The sequence below is a fragment of the Solwaraspora sp. WMMD937 genome (genome assembly GCF_029581175.1).
Lineage (GTDB): Bacteria > Actinomycetota > Actinomycetes > Mycobacteriales > Micromonosporaceae > Micromonospora_E.
Genome location: NZ_CP120738.1, coordinates 5,929,884 through 5,950,023, shown reverse-complemented (window position 1 = coordinate 5,950,023; position 20,140 = coordinate 5,929,884). Strand labels below are relative to the sequence as shown.

At 70.7% G+C, this 20,140-nt stretch carries 16 protein-coding genes and 1 riboswitch; of the genes, 7 read left to right on the top strand and 9 right to left on the bottom strand.

Annotated features, from left to right (window positions below; genetic code table 11):
- Positions 1–66: 66 nt before the first annotated feature.
- A complete protein-coding gene (locus O7621_RS26220; protein WP_282231685.1) occupies positions 67–1,344 on the top strand; it encodes a hypothetical protein in 1,278 nt (425 codons plus the stop codon).
- 106 nt (positions 1,345–1,450) lie between these two features.
- Here O7621_RS26220 and O7621_RS26215 read toward each other — a convergent pair whose 3' ends face one another.
- Both O7621_RS26215 and O7621_RS26210 read right to left on the bottom strand, forming a co-directional pair.
- Positions 1,451–1,867, bottom strand: a complete 417-nt coding sequence (locus tag O7621_RS26215; RefSeq protein ID WP_282231684.1) for a hypothetical protein — start codon at positions 1,865–1,867, stop codon at positions 1,451–1,453.
- A 178-nt stretch (positions 1,868–2,045) separates the two neighbouring features.
- Positions 2,046–2,483: a hypothetical protein gene (locus O7621_RS26210; protein WP_282231683.1), complete on the bottom strand. Its 438-nt coding sequence runs from the start codon at positions 2,481–2,483 to the stop codon at positions 2,046–2,048.
- 244 nt (positions 2,484–2,727) lie between these two features.
- On the opposite strand from O7621_RS26210, the gene O7621_RS26205 reads away from it, so the two are divergent.
- On the top strand, positions 2,728–5,454 hold the full coding sequence (locus O7621_RS26205; RefSeq protein ID WP_282231682.1) for a cellulose binding domain-containing protein: 2,727 nt from the start codon (positions 2,728–2,730) through the stop codon (positions 5,452–5,454).
- An 82-nt stretch (positions 5,455–5,536) separates the two neighbouring features.
- Here O7621_RS26205 and O7621_RS26200 read toward each other — a convergent pair whose 3' ends face one another.
- Entirely contained in the window at positions 5,537–5,929 is a 393-nt protein-coding gene (locus tag O7621_RS26200) for a hypothetical protein (RefSeq protein ID WP_282231681.1), read from the bottom strand.
- Positions 5,930–6,361: 432 nt separating this feature from the next.
- On the opposite strand from O7621_RS26200, the gene O7621_RS26195 reads away from it, so the two are divergent.
- Both O7621_RS26195 and O7621_RS26190 read left to right on the top strand, forming a co-directional pair.
- On the top strand, positions 6,362–6,721 hold the full coding sequence (locus O7621_RS26195) for an STAS domain-containing protein (RefSeq protein ID WP_282231680.1): 360 nt from the start codon (positions 6,362–6,364) through the stop codon (positions 6,719–6,721).
- Positions 6,722–6,848: 127 nt separating this feature from the next.
- Entirely contained in the window at positions 6,849–7,727 is an 879-nt protein-coding gene (locus tag O7621_RS26190; protein WP_282234738.1) for a serine/threonine-protein kinase, read from the top strand.
- A 170-nt stretch (positions 7,728–7,897) separates the two neighbouring features.
- Here O7621_RS26190 and O7621_RS26185 read toward each other — a convergent pair whose 3' ends face one another.
- From O7621_RS26185 to O7621_RS26165, 5 genes are all read right to left on the bottom strand, one after another.
- The gene (locus O7621_RS26185) at positions 7,898–10,855 is read right to left on the bottom strand and encodes a glycosyl hydrolase (RefSeq protein ID WP_282231679.1); all 2,958 of its coding nucleotides are present in this window, start codon (positions 10,853–10,855) and stop codon (positions 7,898–7,900) included.
- Between the two features lie 409 nt (positions 10,856–11,264).
- Positions 11,265–12,338 carry a hypothetical protein gene (locus tag O7621_RS26180; protein ID WP_282234737.1) on the bottom strand — a complete coding sequence of 358 codons (1,074 nt, stop codon included), beginning with the start codon at positions 12,336–12,338 and terminating at the stop codon, positions 11,265–11,267.
- Between the two features lie 67 nt (positions 12,339–12,405).
- A riboswitch (cyclic di-AMP (ydaO/yuaA leader) is annotated at positions 12,406–12,536 on the bottom strand.
- A gap of 168 nt (positions 12,537–12,704) precedes the next feature.
- A complete protein-coding gene (locus O7621_RS26175; RefSeq protein ID WP_282231678.1) occupies positions 12,705–13,613 on the bottom strand; it encodes a cation diffusion facilitator family transporter in 909 nt (302 codons plus the stop codon).
- Positions 13,614–13,658: 45 nt separating this feature from the next.
- The gene (locus O7621_RS26170) at positions 13,659–15,803 is read right to left on the bottom strand and encodes an AAA family ATPase (protein WP_282231677.1); all 2,145 of its coding nucleotides are present in this window, start codon (positions 15,801–15,803) and stop codon (positions 13,659–13,661) included.
- Between the two features lie 103 nt (positions 15,804–15,906).
- The gene (locus tag O7621_RS26165; RefSeq protein ID WP_282231676.1) at positions 15,907–16,191 is read right to left on the bottom strand and encodes a hypothetical protein; all 285 of its coding nucleotides are present in this window, start codon (positions 16,189–16,191) and stop codon (positions 15,907–15,909) included.
- A gap of 156 nt (positions 16,192–16,347) precedes the next feature.
- Between O7621_RS26165 and O7621_RS26160 the strand changes: the two genes are divergently transcribed.
- Positions 16,348–16,986 carry a carbonic anhydrase gene (locus O7621_RS26160; protein WP_282231675.1) on the top strand — a complete coding sequence of 213 codons (639 nt, stop codon included), beginning with the start codon at positions 16,348–16,350 and terminating at the stop codon, positions 16,984–16,986.
- Between the two features lie 97 nt (positions 16,987–17,083).
- Here the strand turns inward: O7621_RS26160 and O7621_RS26155 are convergent, their stop codons facing one another.
- Positions 17,084–17,413, bottom strand: a complete 330-nt coding sequence (locus tag O7621_RS26155) for a hypothetical protein (RefSeq protein WP_278170518.1) — start codon at positions 17,411–17,413, stop codon at positions 17,084–17,086.
- A 375-nt stretch (positions 17,414–17,788) separates the two neighbouring features.
- Here O7621_RS26155 and O7621_RS26150 point away from each other — a divergent pair, with 375 nt between their 5' ends.
- Together O7621_RS26150 and O7621_RS26145 are read left to right on the top strand one after the other, a co-directional pair.
- On the top strand, positions 17,789–18,280 hold the full coding sequence (locus O7621_RS26150; RefSeq protein WP_282231674.1) for a DUF3145 domain-containing protein: 492 nt from the start codon (positions 17,789–17,791) through the stop codon (positions 18,278–18,280).
- 95 nt (positions 18,281–18,375) lie between these two features.
- The gene (locus O7621_RS26145) at positions 18,376–20,115 is read left to right on the top strand and encodes a glycoside hydrolase family 3 N-terminal domain-containing protein (protein WP_282231673.1); all 1,740 of its coding nucleotides are present in this window, start codon (positions 18,376–18,378) and stop codon (positions 20,113–20,115) included.
- Positions 20,116–20,140 lie beyond the last annotated feature (25 nt).

Sequence of the window (20,140 nt, the reverse complement as noted above, 5' to 3'; positions counted from 1 at the left end):
CGGCTGCCCCACCGGACGACGCCTGTCAACCGCGCCGCCCTCGACGAGAAGGAGTAGGTAACCCCCATGTACAGGTCGGCACAACGGCGCAGTTCGACCCCGCGTGGCCGAAACCAGCGCACTGTCAGTGGCCGCAACAAACGCATCATCGCTGTCCTCGGCACGGTCACGGTGTTCGCGGGCATCGTCGCGGTCACCCAGGTCTCCTCCGCCAACGACCAGCTGCGTACCGCCACGGAGTGTGTCGCGCCGAGCCCTGGTTCCACGGCTGAAGGCGGCGTGACCACCACCGTGACCCGGGAGAACGGTCGCGAGGTGCGGCACCACTGGGGTGACGGACAGACCACACTAGAGGAGTGCGAGAGCGGCACGACCGTCGTCGCGGCTCCGACCATCGAGTGCCCGTCCGTAGCGGACAAACTGCCCGAGGTTCCCGCTGCGGCGCGTACCGAGGTGGAGCGCAACCTCGGCCTGCTGGAGAAGCAGATCGAAGAGGCCAACAACCGGCTCGCCAACAGTGTCGGCGAGGGCGGGCCGAACTTCATCAACAACGCCATTCTCGGCCCGCTGGCCAGCAAGCGGGTCGCCACCCTGGACCGGATCGCGATCGCCATCGGCCGGGTCGCGCCGCGTCCGCGTGGGCTCGACGAGCTGGCCACCTGCGAGCTCGTCAACCGCCCCGGCAACAACGACGGCGGCGGCAACAACGACGGCGGAGACGACGGCAACAACGGAGGTGACGACGGCAACGACGGCGACAACGGCAACGACGGCGACAACGGCAACGACGGCGACAACGGGCTGGAGATTCTGGCCAACAGCTGTGACGACAGCAACCTGGACGACCACGACGGCTTCCAGGTCGGCAACCGCTGTATCGACACGCAGTTCGGTGAGGTCGGCGCGGCGGCCAACAACCCGTCGCTGCTGATCACCGAGTTCCCGGACGAGGTCGGCGTGGATGAGCCGTTCACCATCCGGGTCAGCACCCGTAACCTGGTCCGGGACCGTTTCCTCCCGGCGGCTCAGGGTGGCTACTACGTCGAGAGCTCGCTGCTCGACGAGCAGGGCCTGACCCGTGGTCACTTCCACACCGCGTGCCGGATGCTGCAGTCGACCGAGGTCGCGCCCGACCCGGCTCCGGCGCCGGAGTTCTTCGTGGCGACCGAGGACGGCGGCGGCGGTCGCGAGCCGGACCAGATCACCATCCAGGTCTCGGGAATGCCGCAGTCCGGTACCGCGCAGTGCTCCGTCTGGGCCGGTGACGGTTCGCACCGGCTGCCGATGTCGGAGCGGGCCAATCAGACGCCAGCCTTCGACTCGGTCCGGATCGAAGTGAACTGACCAACCTGGTAGCTCAACGATCTGCGGGCCCGGACTCCGAATGAGTCCGGGCCCACAGCCGTTCCGGTCGTGCGACAGTTCCGGGCCGATCGACGGAACCGGCCGGTCAGGAGAGGATCGCCAGGTGGAAGCCACGGTCGGCCAGTACTCCGGCGCTGGTGAAGGTCTGAATGAACACCCCGTTGGGAACGCCGGCCCGACCCACGACGGTGATCTCACCCGGTGCTGACGCGCCGAGGCTGCCGGACAGACCGATGCTGCCGACGTAGGCCGACCCGGTCAGGTTGTGACTGAAGACCACCTGGTACGTGCCGGTGGCGAGACGGGTCGCGGAGACCGCGCCGAAGCCACGGGCCAGGCTGCCGTTCGCGTTGACGACGGCGAAGAAGCTCTGGGCGGTCGGCGGCATTCCGGACGTGGTGGCGGGGACCAGCGCGATGCTGGCCTGCTCCCGTTCGGTCTTGGACACCGGCGGCTGTTCGGTGACGCCGGCGTCGCGTTCCGCGCTGAATGACTCGGACATGGTGAAACTCCTCGCAGATTGGCATTCCGCGGCGTGGACGCGGGCTGCCGAGAAAGGGATGGAACCGGTGCCGTCCGCTGGGCCCGAGCAGAACAGCAAGTGACTTCAAGTTTATGTTTGACAGCGGAGAGTGACCAGTGCCTGGTGATGTCCAATCGAGGACAGGGCGCGGCTCCGGTTAGCCGGACTGCCCGGGGCCTGCGGCGAGCCGCCGGTCGAGCAGGGTGGCGAGCGGGATGGACTCGCCGTCGCGACCGCCGGCACCGATCACCAGCCGTGGTTCCATGGAAGAGACGCGTACGCCGGTCAACCTGGACCGCAGGCTGGCCGGGACGGTCAACAGGTAAAGGTTCCCGTCCGTACCGACGGCCAGGGTGCGGTCCGATTTCAGGTACCAGCCGTGCAGCCCGGTCCGGTACCGGCCCCGGCCGTGGTGTGGCTGGGCGGACAGGTGCTGCGCGGCGATTCCGTGACGCCGGGCGGCCGCGACGAACTCAGCGAGCAGATCCGCGGCCTGCAGGGCCTCGCTGGCCCGCCGGCGCTGCTGGTCGGCCGCGTGGGCGGCGATTGCCTGCCGGCGCTGCCGCGCCCAGTCCTGCTGGTCCCGTTGCCCCACCTGACCAGCCTACTGTCGACGCCGCCGTCCGGTGCGTTCGTACCGCCGCCGAGCATCGCCGGACGGGCCAGTGGTGCGGGTTTTATTTGTTGGCAAACCAAACTATTGACACCCTGTCGAGGAGTGTGTGAACGTCTGGAGATCGGCCGGTTGCGGGAGTCGGCAAGCCGGAAGAGGGGGCCTGGGCCACCCCCGGCAAACCCGACGCAGGATTCTTCTGCCTGTGCAGAGAGGAAGCCGTTACATGCGCAGAACCCTTGCCGGCACACTCGCGGCGGTGGTGCTCGCCGGCGTCGCGGCCGTCGCCACCCAGGTGATGGTCGATGGAGCCGCCTCGCCCGCCCGCGCCGTCGCCGCTGACCCGTACTCCTGGCGCAACGTCCGGATCGACGGCGGCGGCTTCGTGCCGGGCATCGTCTTCAACGAGACCGAACCTGACCTCATCTACGCCCGGACCGACATCGGCGGTGCCTACCGCTGGAACCAGGCCGACCAGTCGTGGACCCCGCTGCTGGACTGGGTGGGCTGGGACCGCTGGGGCTGGAACGGTGTGCTCAGCCTGGCCACCGACCCGGTGCAGACCAACCGGCTGTACGCGGCGGTCGGCATGTACACCAACGACTGGGACCCGAACAACGGCGCGATCCTGCGCTCCACCGACCGGGGCGACACCTGGCAGGCGACCGAGTTGCCGTTCAAGGTCGGCGGCAACATGCCGGGCCGGGGAATGGGGGAGCGGCTGGCGGTCGACCCGAACGACAACCGCGTCGTCTACTTCGGCACCGAGAACGGCAACGGCCTGTGGCGCAGCACCGACCACGGCCAGACCTGGGCCGAGGTGACCAGCTTCCCGAACCCCGGCAACTGGGCCGAGGATCCGGCCGACCCGAACGGGTACCTCGACCACCAGCCGGGGGTGGTCTGGGTGACCTTCGACGAATCGACGGGCAGCGTCGGCAGCCGTACGCCGCACATCTACGTCGGGGTGGCGGACCTGCAGAACACCGTCTACCGCAGCACCGACGCCGGGGTGACCTGGCAGCGGCTCGCCGGTCAGCCGACCGGCTTCATCGCCCACCAGGGCAAGATCGACCATGCGACCGGCACCCTCTACATCGCCACCAGCGACAACGGCGGGCCGTACGCTGGCGACCACGGCGACGTCTGGAAGTACGCCACCGCGACCGGCGAGTGGACCCGGATCAGCCCGACGCCATCGGACGACACCGCGAACAACTGGTACGGCTACTCCGGGTTGAGCGTGGACCGGAGCAACCCGGGCACGGTGATGGTCACCGGCTACAGCTCGTGGTGGCCGGACACGTTCATCTACCGCAGCACCGACGGGGGCGCTTCCTGGACGTCGTTCTACGACATCACCTACCCGAACCGGACCAACCGCTACACCATGGACATCAGTGACTCGCCGTGGCTGTCCTGGGGAGCCAACCCGCAGCCGCCGGAGGTCACCCCGAAGCTCGGCTGGATGACCGAGGCGCTGGCGATCGACCCGCACGACCCGGACCGGTTCATGTACGGCACCGGTGCCACCATCTACGGCTCCACCAACCTCACCGCGCTGGACGACGGCGGCACGGTCGCCATCCGTACCATGGTCGAGGGCCTGGAGGAGACCGCGGTGCTCGACCTGGTCAGCCCGCCGACCGGCGACGCCTTCCTGATCTCCGGGCTCGGCGACATCGGTGGCTTCCGGCACACCGACCCGGACACCGTGCCGGCCATGATGCATGACCAGCCCAACCTCTCCGGCAACACCAGCATCGACTACGCCGAGCTGAACCCGCAGCAGATGGTCCGGGTCGGCAACGGCGACTCCGGGGTCAGCCACATCGCCTACTCGTACAGCTCCGGGGCCAACTGGTACGCCGGCAGCGAGCCCGCTGGCGTCACCTCCGGCGGTACGGTCGCCGTCGCGGCCGACGGCGGCGCGGTGGTGTGGAGCCCGGGCGGGGTCGGCGTGCACCATGCGACCAGCTTCGGCGGCGGGTTCAGCCCGTCCACCGGGGTGCCGGCCGGGGCGCGCGTGGCGGCCGACCGGGTCGACGGCGAGACGTTCTACGCCTACGCGGACGGGCAGTTCTATGTGAGCACCGACGGGGGTCGCAGCTTCGCCGTCTCAGCGGCCACCGGTCTGCCGGCCGAACAGGGCCGGTTCGCCACGGTCGCCGGCCATGAAGCTCACATCTGGCTGGCCGGCGACTCCGGCCTGTTCCGTTCCACCGACTCCGGTGCCACGTTCAGCCAGGTGGCTGGCGTCACTGCTGCCCGCAACGTCGGGTTCGGCAAGGCCGCACCCGGGGCCGGTTACCACGCCGTCTTCCTGGTCGGCACGGTCGACGGGGTCACCGGGGTGTTCCGCTCCGACGACACCGGTGCCAGCTGGGTGCGGATCAACGACGACCAGCATCAGTACGGCAACATGGGCGACGCGATCACCGGCGATCCCCGGGTGTACGGCCGGGTGTACCTCGGCACCAACGGCCGCGGCATTCTGATGGCGGACCGGCTCGGTGCGCCGCCGTCACCGACCGTCGGCCCGACCCCGTCCGGCAGCCCGTCGGCCAGCGCGAGTCCGTCGGTGAGTCCGAGTCCGTCGGTGAGTCCGAGTGGCAGCCCCACCCCCGGTCCGACCACCCCGCCGCCGGGCGGATGCACGGCGGTCTACCAGGTGGTCGGCTCCTGGCAGGGCGGCTTCCAGGGTGAGGTCCGGGTGACCAACACCGGCAGCACCGGGATCACCGGCTGGACGGTGACCTGGACTTTCCCCGACGGTCAGCGGATCACCCAGCTCTGGGGTGGGCAGCACGCGCAGAGCGGTGACGATGTCACAGTCCGAAACGCCTCGTGGAACGGTGACCTCGGCCCCGGGGGCAGCACCACACTGGGTTTCCTGGCCGACTGGACAGCTGGTAACAGAGTTCCAGCGGGCGTGAGCTGCGCAGCGGACTGAGCCCGGGTGCCGGGTTCATGACCCGGGGCGGCGTCGACCTCGGTCGACGCCGCCCCGGCGGTCGTGCTGCGGTCGGTGCCGATCACCGTCGCGGGGTACCGGTCGGCTCGTCCACGTCGACGAACTCGATCCGGGCCTCGTCGGACCGCTCGTCGGGCCGGAGCACCGACCGGGTCATCGCCCCGGCCAGCCAGCCGAGGGCGACCCCGGCCGCCGCCGCACCGGCGAGCCACGCCCACGGCATGGCCCGACGACGGCCAGCGAGCGCGTCAACGGCCGCTCGCGCCCGGTGCCGCGCCTCCGCGCTGGCCGGGCCCATCCGCGATCCGGTCTCGGTGGCGAGGTTCGAGGTGTGCCGGCGGGCCAGGCGAGCGGCGTCGCCGGCGGAGTCGACCGCCGAGACCAGATGCGCCCAGGCCTGGTCGCTGACGCGTTGCGGTTTGCGGCGGCGCTCCATCAGGTTGGTCGCGAACATGCTGCTACCTCCTCCAGCGCCACGGCTGCCGGTAGCGCCCGGCGGCCGTGGCGCGCTGCGGTTGCCTCCACGTGCCCAGCCCCGGTCGGCGGCAAACCCCCTCGTCGTCGCGCCGTTACGGCTGTCTTCTGTCGTACCGGGCGGCTAGTGTTGAGACGACAGCCGGCGCGGAGCCGGAGGCCGGTGGGGCACCGCAGGTTCGTGGTTGACACCCAGGCGCCCCAAGCCTCTACGAATCGTGCCCCGGGTGTCCGTGCCGTAGCTCAGCGCGCAGGGGGCTATGATGCGGGATGTCTGATTGTTTGTGATTATTGTGCCCGTCGGATGCGGATCCGGCCCGGCGAAAGCTGGCGGTGACGCCCGCACCGGAATACTCTCGGTCGCGGCCCGCGTACTGACGAGACGCCCGGATGGGCGAGTGGAGGTGCTCGCGTGAGCCTGTCGGTTGTCACATCGACGCTGCCTGGTGCAGTGGTCGAGATTTCACCACAGGGTGAGATCGACGTTGATACCGCGCATGAGGTGCGGGAAGCGGTGCAGGCGGTGCTGACCAACGGCCGTCCCACCCGGATCCAGCTGAACATGCGGCTGGTGACGTTCATCGACTCGGTGGGCATCAGCGCGATGGTTGCCGGTTTCCAGGCGGCCGAGGTAAGCGGCATCAAGCTGGTGGTGACCGAGCCGAGCCGGTTCGTGCACCGTCAGTTGTGGGTGACCGGGCTGCTCGGTCTGTTCGGCGCGCCTGAGCCGTACGTCGGCGACAGCGCCGAGCGCGAGGTCCCGCTCGCCTGACCTCGCGGCGGTCGGTGGCGTCCGGCCGCAGCTCGAACGGCTGATTAGGGCCGTGTTAACACCCGGCGGTAGATCTTGTCGGTAGCGCTGTCCTGCCGGAAAATGATCCATCGTGACATGGTTGCTGGTGGGTACCACCATTCTCCGGCGCTATGTCCTTCTTCGTCCGATCGGTCGCGGTGGGGTGTCGGTCGTCTACCAGGCGATCGACGTCGACTCGGCCCGACCGTTCGCGATCAAGTTGCTGGCACCGGCCGCCGCCGACGACCGACGCGCCAGGGACGACATTCGCCGGGAGGCGTCGATCACCCAGCGGTTGCGGCATCCGAGTGTGCCCCGCGTCTACGACGTCGGCGAACTGCCGCTACCCGAGGGCGGCACGTCGTCGTACGTCGTCATGGAGCTGATCTGCGGCGAGTCGCTGGCTGACCGGCTGACCGGCGGTCCGTTGCCGTGGCCGACCGCGGTGCGCACAGCGGGCACCGCCGCAGACGTGCTGGCGGTGGCCCACCGGCGGGGTGTGGTGCACCGGGATCTCACCGCCGGCAATGTGATGCTGACCCGGTCCGGTGCCAAGATCATTGATTTCGGGCTGGCTCGGTTGGCGGGCCCGCCGGCGGCCGGCCGGCCGCCGGGGACGGTGGCCGGCTCCGGTCGACCGGGCGACGACGTCTACTCCCTCGGCGTCTTGCTCTACCACATGCTGACCGGGCGGTTGCCGTACCCGGGGGTCAGCCCGGGGTCGCCGGTGACCGGTGTGCGGACAGGGGCCCTGGCTCCCACCCCGGTGCTGGCGGTCGCCGGGTTGCCGCGTCCCGTGGCCGATCTCTGCCGGGCCTGCATGAGCAAGCGTCCGGAGAACCGACCGACCAGCGTCGAGGCGGCGTTCGCGCTCTGGGACCTGCTCGGCGACAGCGGCGTCGGCATCGACAGCGGCGTCGGCGTCGGCGTCGGCCCAGACAGTGGCAGCGGCGTCGCCAGGGCGGGTCACGACGTTCTGCCCTAGATTTGATAGTTATCGGTCATTGTCGGGGATTGTGCAATATTTGGCAGATGTCCGGGAAGTGGCTCCGCCGTCGCGGCACGTCCGGCATCGTCATCGGCGAGGACCCTTTCCCGGCGCCGCGCGTCGGGAAAGGGTTCCTCCTTCGGCACTGGTCGGAGGTGCCGGTCGGATCAGCCGATCCGGAACGGCACCCGCAGGGTCGACCGACCAGCGTCGGCGCTCGCCGCGTCGACCCGAACCGTGGTCGGTGCGTTACCGATCGCGTTCCACAACTCCAGCCGGACGCACCCGTTGCTCATCGCCCGGAACTCACCCGAGGCGGATTTCAGTCCGGCGCTCTGCCGGTAGGACTCCGTGCCGGGCACCGGGTCGGTGGCGAAGTAGTGGTAGGTCTCCGTACGGCCGTAGCTGCCGGAGCCGGTGAAGTCGTACGACACCCGGGCCTGGATGCCCGCACCGACCGAGGTGCCTGCGTCCACTTGGAGCTCGAACGTGCTGGCCGCCGACCGGTACGCACCGGTCAACCCGCAGGCCCGGAAGGTGACCGGGTTGTGCGGCGTACCGTCGTAGTTCGCCCCGGCGGCCGACGGCACCGTGACCGTCGTCGCGTTCGTCCCGGCGGTGTTGCTCAGCACCCCGGCGGACCGCAGGTGGAATAGGTCCGAGGTGACCGGCGGGGTGGTCGGGTCCGGCGTGGGCGAGGCCGGCGGCGTGGGGGACAGGCTCGGTGACGGGTTCGGGGTGGTCGGGGCACCGGTGGCGGTGCCGCCGCTCCAGGTGTGCGCACCGGTGGTGGCGGTCCGGCCGGCCGGCACGGTCATCCGGGTACCGTCGGAGAAGGTGACCGTGACCGGCGACGCGGTGATGTTGCTCGCCACGTAGGTGCGGGCACCGTTGCGGTCGAACACCGCGTAAAGTGGAGTGTTCGCGGTGACGCCGGTGTCGACGCGGCCCAACGCTGCCAGGTTGCGCACCCAGTGGAAGGTGTGCGCTCGGCTCTCGCCCTCCTCGACCGGGTAGTTGGGGTTCGCCCGCAGGTTGGCCAGGGCGCTGCTGGCGTCGCCGAGCGCCTGGAACGACCAGAGGATGTCCTGCCAGACCGTCGGCGGGCCGCCGTTGTTGGTGACCAGCGCGTTCCAGTTGGTGGCGATGTAGTCCGGCCGGTAGCCGAGGTAGAGCGAGCCGCCGGTGACCGGCAGCATGTTGATGCCCTGGATCATCTCCGGCTCGGCGCTGAACCAGGTGGCGTACGCCCCGCCGTCGCCCCAGACCATCCCGACCGACCGGTGGCCGAAGGAGGCCGGGAAGTTGGTGTCCGAGGAGTCGAACCAGTATTCCTGGATGGCCGCCGACTGGGTGGTGTAGATGTACAGCCCGGCGTCGCGGATCGCGGTGTTGCCGGTGGCCAGGCCCCACTGGATCAGGGCGTTGGCGAAGTTCATCCCCTCCGAGGACGACTCCTGGTTGTTGCCGGCGAAGAACGCTCCGTGCCCGGCGGCCCAGTCATGGCCGGCGTAGATGTCGAAGTCGCGCAGGAACGGGAACATCGGGTCGTTGCGGTCCCAGCTGTTGGCGTCGCGGATCAGCAGGTCGACCATTCCGCCGTACTGGCTGGTCGCCGCCCAGGTGGGGTCGAACTTGGCCAGCGTCGCGGCGGCGGCGATGTAGTAGCCGTAGTGGAAGTGATGGTCGTTGAGATCGGTGTCGGATCCGTACGAGGCGGGGTAGCCGACCAGAGTGCCCCAGGCCTGGTCGTAGAAGAACACCCGTTGGGTCTTGCCGGGGCTGGCGGTGAACCAGTCGGTCAGCCGGTTCCGGATCGCGGTGAGCAGGTGGTCGCGTTGGGCGGTGCGGCCGAGCTGGTCGGCGATCTCGGCCAGCCGGGCGGCCCGGCCGAGCGCCTTGCCGGTCCAGTAGGTGTCGTTGTCGAAGCCGGCGAGCGGGTCGCCGGACGCGGCCTGGTCCAGGTGCGCGGTGAGCGTGGCGAGGTCGGCACCGACGCTGGTGGCCACCGCTGGGACCTCCGGCAGTACGCCGTGGAAGCGCATCGCGGTCCGGAACGACGTCGCGCCGACCAGGTTGCGCATCGGGCCGCGGGCCGACACGTAGGTCTCGGCGATCGGGCTGCCGCCGTCGAGGTGCTTCCACTGGTGCGGGTAGAGCGAGACGACGGTGCCGGTGACGGTGCCCTCCCGGGCCGTGGTGGTGAAGCTGTACGTGGCGTCGACCGTGCTGCTGGCCTGATCGTAGCTCCAGCTGACCCGGGTGCCGGTGACGTGTGCGTGGGCGTACCGGCCGTAGCTGTCCATCAACGCGGTGCGCCGGGCGGCGCTGGTGCCGGCTCCGGTGGGCAGCAGCGCGACCGAGAAGTAGCCGCGGCCGGCAAGGGTGGAGCTGATCGTGGTCCCGGAGACGGACCAGGCCGCTCCGCTGGGGGCGTAGGCGACGTAGTCGTGGCCGCGCATCGAGAAGCCGACCCGGGCGCCGCCGTGGTGCCAGACCGTCGGGGTGCCGGGGAACGACAGCTCGGCGTTGCCGCCGGTGACCTGGGCGTACACGAACGGCAGACCGTGGCCGACGGTGGCGCGTAGCGTGCGGGCGCCGTCGGACCAGTACGGGCTGACCGTCCAGTCGGTCCAGCCGTCGACCTTGACGTCCGGGGCGTTGAGCCCGGCGACGCCGAGGGTGAACTCTCGCGTGTACGGGTAGTGGTACTCGCCGACGCCGGTCGACGTACCGGAGATCGCCGCCTCGGTGGTGTAGGAGACGCCGAGCCCGCCGGCGGTCGGCTGGAACGACATCGGGTGGGCGTGCAGCGGGTTGGAGTAGGCGCAGTTGTACCGCTTGAACAGCAGCGACGACCACCAGTCGTTGGTGGGCACGGCTCCGCCGGGGGCGTTGCCCGTCACGTACTGGCGGGGGTTGGCGGAGATGTTGCCGCAGGCGGTCGGGGCGGCGGCGCCCGCCGGGCGGGTGGTGGTGTAGCTGCCGGCACCGACGGTGGCGGCGTCGGCGGTGCGCAGTACGCCGAAGATCAGTCCGGTCGCGGCCAGCGCTGTCACGGTGGTGGCTGCCAGGATCCGGCGCGGCGTACGACCTGTTCGCGCGCCATGGATCGACAGGTTCATGGTGCCTCCGGGTTGGGTCGGGCGCGGTCCACGATCGCGAAAAATTTCACGCCCATTAATGAGTTATTGCCAGGAGGTCATCAGAGATGCGGGCTTCTGTCAATATCCCGACATGAAGTTTCGTGTATCCGGTACGGGGTCGTGGCTGTCTGTTGACAGCCGCGCCGGTGCTGCTATATACCTCTCTCTGAGAGCGCTCTCTCGGCTTCGTGGGCTGCATGTGCTCTGGCGCGAGCCGGGTGCGACTGCATGGCGGTAGAGCGCTCTCGCGTGGTTGCCGGTGACCGTCGGTAAATATGCCGATCGGTCTGCCGCTGTTGCGTAAATGACGCCGTACGCTGATTCCGCCGCGAATAGAAAACGGGGGCGGACGGCCACCGACGTGGCCGTCCGCCCCCGATCGCGGACGTCAGTACACCGACAGGTGTACGTGGTTGGTGTGGTCGCTGGACGGGTCGCCACCCGCACCGCTGTACGTCTTCCAGCCGCTGCTGGGCAGCCAGATCCGCTTGTACCAGATCACGTAGAGCACACCGAGCCGGTCGGCGTTGTTGATGTAGTAGTTCGCGAGGTTGTCGCCGTAGCTCTTGTCGCCGCCGGTCGCCACTCCACCGAAGCCGTTGGGCTGGGCGGCGAAGTCACACGCCCGGCCCTTGGGGTGCTCGCCGGAGCTGCCGTTGCGGAAGCAGGACACGTAGCGGGTGAAGCCGGCAGCCTTCGCCTGGTTCAGCGCGTGCAGCGTACGGGGCGTGATGCAGCCGGAGGTGGTGGGGTCGTCGACGTTGCACGACTCGGCCGGCCAGGAGCCGTTCGCGTTGCGCGGAGCCGGGGTTGCCGACGCGCTGGATGACCCGGAGCTGGATGACCCGGAGCCGGAGGACCCGGAGCCGGAGGACCCGCTGGCGGCGGCCCGTTCGGCCTCCTCCGCCGCCTGCTGCCTCGCCCGTTCCTCCGCCTGCTTCTCGGCGGCGACCGCGACGGCCAGGGCCCGCTCCGCCTGGTTCCGGCGCTGGTCCATGATGGTGACCTGCTTCTGCTGCTCCCGGATCTCGTGCTCGATCGCGGCCTTGGACCTGGTCACCTGGTCACGGGTGCGGTACAGCTCGCGGAGCTGCTTCTCCTCGTTGGCGGTCACCGCGCTCAGCGCCGCCGCCCGGTCGATGAATCCTTCCGGCGAGGTGCTGTTGAGCAGCGCGGAGACTGGGCCGAGCCGGCCGTTGCGGTACGCGCGGTCGACGATGTGCCCAACGTTCCTGTTCCGTTGCTCCAGTTCGGCACCGACCGTGTCGAGCTGCTCGGACAGCTTCTTCTGCCGGTCCTTCGAATGGTTGAGCGCCGCCTTGGCGTCGATCCAGCCCTTCGAGGCCGCATCGAGCTCCTTGCGCAGGCTGTCGGTGCCTCCCTCGTCGTCGACCCGGTCGGGCCGGTTGGCGGGCAGGGCGGCTCCGGCCGGCGAGCCGATCGGGGTGCCGGTGACGGCCATCAGGGCGGCGGTCAACGCCGCCAATAACGCGGACCGGGTTTTTCTGTGTACTGTGCGCGACACTGTGCATTCCTTCCGTCAGCCGCCGACCGGGTTAGCTGACGGGTTCGGGACGGAAGATCCCTACCGCGTGACGCGGATGCACCCCAGGTACGTGGTTCCCCGGCTCGCCGTACGGCGATTAGGCGACGGCCTCCGCGGGCGCCGGAGGGGCGCCGCCCGAGCGGAGACCGGGGCCGAGACTACCGGCTCCCCGGGTCGTCGTCCCGGTATCGATAGCCATGTTATGTCTGGAAAAATCAGAAATATACGTATATCGTAGCTGTGAACGTCGCGGGAAGGTCACGAAACTTAAGCATCTGCTAATCACCAGTCGGCCGGTCCGCAGGAGTCGGCGGGGGCCAGTGGCTCGATCTGCAGCGTCGCGTGCTCGATACCGAACTCGTCGTGCAGGGCCGTCCGGGCGTCCCGCAGCACCGTGCCGACATCGGCCGACGGGGTCACGGCCAGGTGTGCCGAGGCCACCTCCATGCCCGGGGTGAGCGTCCAGACGTGGAGGTCGTGCACGTCGCAGACGCCCGGCACGATGGCCAGCCGGCGGTGGACCCGGGCGACCTCCACATGCTCCGGCGCCGCCTGCACCAGGATGCGCAGCGCGGCCCGGGCCAGCCGCCAGGTGCGCGGCAGGATGAACACCCCGACACCGACGGCGACCAGCGGGTCGGCGTACCACCAGCCGGTGGTGGCGATCACCGTGGCGGCCACCAGCACCCCCACCGAGCCGAGTAGGTCGCCGAGCACCTCCAGGTAGGCGCCACGCACGTTGAGGCTCTCCCGGGCTCCCTGGCGCAGCAGGGCGAAGGCGACGATGTTGGCGAGCAGGCCGGCGACCGCCACCACCAGCATCGGGCCGACCGTCACCGGCTCTGGATCGGCGAACCGGCGGGCCGCCTCCACCAGGACGTAGAGCGCGACCCCGGCGAGCAGTACGGCGTTCGCCAGCGCGGCCAGCACCTCGAGGCGGTAAAGGCCGAAGGTGCGCTGCGGCTCCCCGGCCGGTCGTCGGGTAGCGGCGATCGCTGCGAGCGCCATGCCGATGCCGAGCACGTCGGTGAACATGTGCCCGGCGTCGGACAACAGTGCCAGGGAACCGGTCGCGAGCGCGGTGACCGCCTCGACCACCATGAAGACCGCCAGCAGGACGAAGGCGGCCCAGAGGCGCCCGTAGTGTCGCTGACCGGTGCTCCCGGCACCGTGATCGTGTCCGACTCCCACGCCTGCCACCCTCCGTTGCCCGGCGTTTCGTCAGCAGAATAATGCTCACATAGCAATATGTGCAATCGACTCCGGGTCGAGGTCGATGGTGACCAGCCGTTGCGTCGCCCGGGAGAGCGCGACGTAGAGCGTGCGCACCCCGGCCTCGGACTCGGCACGGATCTCCTCGCCGGCCACCAGCACCACCGCGTCGTACTCCATGCCCTTCGCCTGCAGGCTCGACACCACCTGTAGCCGGGAGGTCGCCAGCTCGCCGAGCCAGCCGGCGACCTCGTCCCGCCGGGCCACCGCTGCGATGACGCCGACCGTCCCCTCCACGGCGGCCAGCATCTCAGCGGTCGCGGTACGGACCGCAGCCGGCAGCACGGCCGCAGCTACCCGGTCCCGGCGCGGCACCACCCCGGTCGACCGGACCGCCGTCGGCAACGGGGCGTCCGGAGCGACCTCGCGGATCACCTCGGCGGCCAGTTCGAAGATCTCCGCCGGGTTGCGGTAGTTCGTAGTCAGCTGGAATTCCCGCTGCGGCCGCCGCCCCAACGCCCGGTCCCGGGCCTGGGCGAGCTCGGCCGGATCCCCGGTCCACGCGGTCTGCGCCGGATCCCCGACCACCGTCCAGGAGGCGAGCCGGCCCCGGCGCCCGATCATCCGCCACTGCATCGGCGACACGTCCTGCGCCTCGTCGACCACCACGTGGGCGTACTCCCGGTAGTCGGCCGGTCGCTCCCGGGCGGCGGCACGGGCCGCCCGATCCCGGTCGGCGAAGGTCGTCACCTCACGCACCCCGCCGGTCACCTGGAACGGATCCCGGTGCCGGCGGCGGGGCTGCGGTGGCCGGCCGAGCAGTTCGTCCAACTCGTCCAGCAGCGCCACGTCCGCAATCGTCGGCCCGTTGTCCGCCAGGTCACCGAACGCATCGGCCAGCACCGCGATCTCGGCCGGGTCGAGCACTCCCCGCGCGTACCGACGCAGCCGGTCCGGCCGAGCCAGCCAGCCCAGCACGTGTCGCGGCAGCAGCCGGGGCCACCAGGCCCGCAGGAAGTCCCGGAAATCGTCCCGGTCCGACAACTCGTCCTCGAACTCGGCCTGGCCGGGCAGCCGGGCCGGGGCCACCAACTGCCGGGCCTGCGCCCACAACGCCTCGAACAACCCATCGATACCGGCCCGCCGGACCTCGTTGCGCCGTGCACCCCGGGGCAGCGCGCGGGCTCGGATGCCGTCCAGCTCCGGGCTGCGCAGCCGCAGCAACTGCCCCCGGTAGAGCAGGCGTAACTCGGTCGGCCCGTCCGGTACCGCGTCACGTACCGCCCGTTCCAGCACCCGCCGCATCCGTAGTGACCCCTTCAGCACGGCGACCGCCGCTGGATCCGTCCGGGTCGCCGACACTCCCGGCGGCAGCGATCCCAACGACCTCAGGGTGGCGCTCTCCTCACCCAGGGCTGGCAGCACCGCGGCGATGTACTCGACGAAGACACCGGTCGGGCCGACAACCAGGATGCCGCCGCCAGCAAACCGGCTCCGGTCCGAATAGAGCAGGTACGCCGCCCGGTGCAGGGCGACCGCGGTCTTGCCGGTGCCGGGGCCGCCCGAGACGATCGTCACCCCGGCGGCGGGCGACCGGATCGCATGGTCCTGCTCCTGCTGGATGGTGGCCACGATGTCGCGCATCCCACGTCCCTTGGCCCGGGCCAGGGTGGCCAGCAGCGCGCCGTCGCCGACCACCCGCATCCCGGCCGGCGCGGCCGCCGGATCGAGCAGGTCGTCGGAGACGCCGATGACCCGCTCGCCCCGGGACTGGATGGTGCGCCGCCGCACCACGCCCCGCGGTCGGGCCGGCGTCGCCTGGTAGAACGCGGCGGCGGCCGGGGCACGCCAGTCGATCAGCAGCGGCTCGGCCCGCTCGCCGCGCACGCCGAGCCGACCCACGTGCAACACCGCGCCGTCGCGTAGATCGAGCCGGCCGAACACCAGTCCTTCGTGCTCGGCGTCGAGCAGATGTCGCCGCCGGGCCGCGTGGAAGACCATCGCGTCGCGCTCCACCAGGGCGCCGACGTTGCCCACCCGGGCGAGGCGGTAGCCGTCCCGCTCGGCGCGTACCGCGTCCTGGCGTAGCTGCGCCAACCGGGCGTAGACCCGGTCGACGTGCCGCTGCTCGGCGGCGATCTCTTGGTCCAACGTGGTGGCGTCGGTCAACGCTGCGGCTCCTGGGCGAGGGCGGGCCGGCCGGGGCAGGGCGGCCGGTCCGCCGGCGGACGGTCACGGCGCCGGGCGGCGACGGCGGAGCGTGGTGACCCCGTCACGTGATCGGACCCGGCAGCCTTACGACGTTACCGTCCGCGCGCCAGCCCGGCGCCGGCTCCCGGGAGCACCCGACGGCCGTGTTGCGCCCTCGAGCCTGCTCCAGCGCGCCGCCCTGCCGAGCACCTCGACGAGGGCGGCCGTCACCCGGTCCGGTCACCTCGCAGAGCCGGACCAGCCGGGCGACCCGGGGCGCCAGTTCCGCAGCGCCCGGGCTGCTCGACCGCCCACGCAGCACCGCTCCGTCCGGCACCCGGACGCTGAGTTCCTGATGCCTGCTCACCGTCGTCACCTCCGCGCAGGTCGATGGCGGTGCCGGCTCGGACGTACGTACCCCGGTGGCCGGAACTGGAACCAGCACGGTGAGAAGACTCGCAACTGTCTTCCCGACCGGCCAGTAGCACGCCACGCTGCAACCATGTCGTCACCGTCGCTCCCGATGCCGGACTCCCGGGCACCGCGTCCGTCCGGCCCGCCACCACCCGATCACCCCGGCCCGGCCGAGGCCCTGGCTGAGTTGCTGGCCGGCAACCGGCGTTTCGTCACCGGACGACCACGGCACGGTCACGACGTGTCGGCGGCTGCGGCCAGCGCGGCGCTCGGCGAGCAGCATCCGATCGCGTTCGTGCTCGGCTGCATCGATTCGCGGGTGCCGCTGGAGGCGATCTTCGATCAAAACTTCGGCTCGATCTGCGTCGGGCGGTCCGGCGCTCAGGTGCTGGACCAGGCGATCGTCGGATCGATCGAGTTCGCCGTCGGCGCGTTGGGTGTGCCGTTGGTCATCGTGCTCGGACACGAGCGGTGCGGAGCGGTGGCGTCGACCATCACCGCGCAACGCACCGGCAGCCGCCCGGCCGGCAGCATCGGGTACCTGGTGGAGCAGATCGCTCCGGCGGTGACTGAGGTCGGTGTCGGGCACCCGGACGTACAGCCCCTCGCGGTACGGGCTCATGTGCGGCGAACCGTGCATCGGCTGCGGCAGGTGGAGTCGCTCGCCGCGGCGCTCGCGGACGGGCGGATCGACGTCACCGGCGGGGTCTACGACCTCGGAAATGGTCAGGTGGAACTGCTTAACTGAGCAGCCGCCACCACCAGCGACGGAAACGGCCCCGCCTGGCGTGTCGCCCGGCGGGGCCGTGCAAGGTCCGGGTCGTCGTCGACCCGTCAGATCATGCTCAGGCCTCGAAGACCCCGGCCTCGACAAGCCGCTTCTCGGTCAGCTCCCAGCCGTGACCCGGGTGGGCGGCCGCCAGCGCGTTGATCTCCAACCGGATCTTCGCGGCGTGGCCGGCACCGGCCAGCGACCGGATCTCCTCCACGAACGCGTCCGAGTCGGTACGCAGGTGAGCGGTCTTCCCGTTGGTGAGGTTGCGGACATAGGCGTGCTTGCCGCCGTTGAGCGGGATCAGGTACTTGAACTCGCCGAGGACGCTCAGGGCACCACCCTGACCGGCCTGGCCGGCGCGGACTGACGCGCGCGCGGTCTTGGAGGTGTTGCTCGCCACGGGGGGACTCCCTTGCAGGACTGACGGTACGGACAGGACTGGTGGTACTGGTGAGTCTGGCGGTACGGCTGATCACACGAACGGGTTCGCTGGGTGTCGGGCATACGCCGCCCTTATCCTACCGGACGGCCGGCCGCAGATCGGCTCGGCCACCTCGCACTCGGCCGTGGTTTCCGGCCGACCAGCAGGGACAACGACGCACCCGGGGCCGGCATTCCCGGTGGCGGGCGGACCCGAGGAGCCGGGCGGCGACAATTTCCGTCACCAGTTTGCCGATTCACTGGCGCACCACCCGTCACAACAGTCATCATTAGTCACACCGCCCGGTGGTCGAGGTCGTAGGGGAAGACGCACCTCGCTCTCCGGGAGGTCACCGTGCCAACGCGTGGCGTCGTATACGTCCACTCGACCCCGCTCGCCGTGTGCCCTCACGTCGAATGGGCGATATCGCGCGTCCTCGTCGCGCCGGTAAACCTGCACTGGACCGCTCAGCCGCTCGATCCGAACGGCCGGCGTGCCGAGTGCAGCTGGACCGGCCGGGCGGGGACCGGGGCCGAGCTGGCCGCTGCCCTGCGGCAGTGGCCGATGACCCGCTTCGAAGTCACCGAGGAACCCAGCCCGGGTGCCGACGGGGAGCGGTTCATGCACGTGCCCGGTCGCGGCTTGTTCCGGGCCACCATCGGGGCGGCCGGGGACATCCAGCTCGGCGAGGACCGGATCCGAGCGATCATCGCGGCGGCGCCGGCTCCCGAAGCGATCGCGCACGCCCTCGACAAGGCGATGGGCACCGCCTGGGACACCGAACTCGAGCCGTACCGGCACGCCGGTGAAGGAGCACCGGTGACCTTGCTCACCCGGGTAGGTTGATGCGGTCATCGGGTGAGCAGACCCGGCCGGGTGAGCCGGGCACGGAACCTACGCCAGCCGGGCGCGGGTTGCCGCCGCGACCTTAGCCTGATGGGATGGCCGGTGTGCTCCCCTCACCCCGCGTAACCATCGCTTCCGTTCTGCTGGCCATCCTCGGTGTCACCAGCGGCTGCGCCGGATCCGACGACCGGCCTGAAGCCAGCACTCCCAGCAGTCCAGAAGGCCCTTCCGGCGAACCGAAAATCAGCCCTGCAGCGTCGCCCGCCGCCCAGCTGGCCGCGACGCTCAGTGACGAGGACCTGGTTGGTCAGGTGCTGATGCCGTACGCGTACGGGGCGTCCGCGACCGAGGTCTCGCCGGGGTCGGCGGCCGGTAACCAGCAGCTCGCCGGAGTCGACACCCCGGCCGAGATGATCGACCGCTACCGGATCGGCGGCCTGATCCTGGTCGGTTTCTCGGCCGACGACCCGACCGGCAGCAACCAACCCACCACCAACGTCGACAGCACCATCCAGGTGCGGGAGCTGACCACCGGGCTGCAGGACGCCGCCGGGCGGTTGCCCGCCGCCGAGCTGCCCGACGGCGTCGGCGAGCTGCCGCTACTGATCGGCACCGACCAGGAGTTCGGCATCGTCACCCGGATCAACCAGGGGGTGACGTTGCTGCCCAGCGCGATGGCGGCCGGCGCGGCCGGGCAGCCGGAGCTTACCGAGGCGGCCTGGCGGGCGGCCGGTACCGAACTCGCGGCGCTCGGCGTCAACGTCGACTTCGCGCCGGTCGCCGACGTCCTCGGGGTGAACAGCACGGTGATCGGCTCCCGGTCGTACGGCGCCGACCCGGACGCGGCGGCCGGGCAGGTCGCCGCCGCCGTCCGTGGCCTGCAGGCGGCCGGCGTCGCGGCCACCCTCAAGCACTTTCCGGGGCATGGCCACACCGCTGTCGACTCCCACGGCGACCTGCCCGTGCTCGACCAGGACCGGACCGCTCTCGCCGCCGCCGACCTGCCGCCGTTCGTGGCCGGCATCGGCGCCGGCGCCGGCCTGGTGATGTCCGGACACCTGGACGTGGCCGCGGTCGACCCGGGGGTGGCGGCGACGTTCTCCCGCAAGGTCCTCACCGACCTGCTCCGCGGCGAACTCGGCTTCGACGGGGTGGCGGTCACCGACGGGATGAACATGGCGCCGGCCCGCGCGTTGTCGCCCGGCGACGCGGCCGTCGCGGCGATCAACGCCGGTAACGACCTGATTCTCATGCCGCCGGACGTGACGGCCGCGTACGAGGGTCTGCTCGCCGCGCTGCGCGACGGGTCACTGCCCCGGACGCGACTCGTACAGGCGGTCACCCGGGTGCTGACCCTCAAACAGCGGCTCGCCGAGGAGCCCACCCCGCCGATGACGGTGCTCGGTGCCGAAGACCACTACGCCGCCGCCCGGCGGTTGGCCGCCGCCGCCGTCACCCAGGTGCGTGGGGACTGCGCCGGGGTCGACGGGCCGGTGACCGTCACCGCCTCGGGTGGCCGGGAGCGTACCCGAGCGCTGTTGATCGAGGAGTTGCGCGCCGCTGGCGTCGAGGTGGTCGGCCAGGGCGGTACGGTCGTGCACCTGGTCGGCTACGGCGACGGCCCGTCCGACCTGAACGTCGACGCGGCGGTGACCGTTGCCATGGACACCCCGCACCTGCTCGCCGAGGCCCGCTCCGCGACGTTGCTGGCCACCTACTCGTCGAGCCCGGCGTCGATGTCTGCACTGGCCGACGTACTGCGGGGTGCCGCACCGGCCCCCGGCCGATTGCCGGTGCCGGTGTCCGGCCTGCCCGCCACCAGCTGCACCGGTTGACCACGCGCGTCAACCAGGCGCCGCC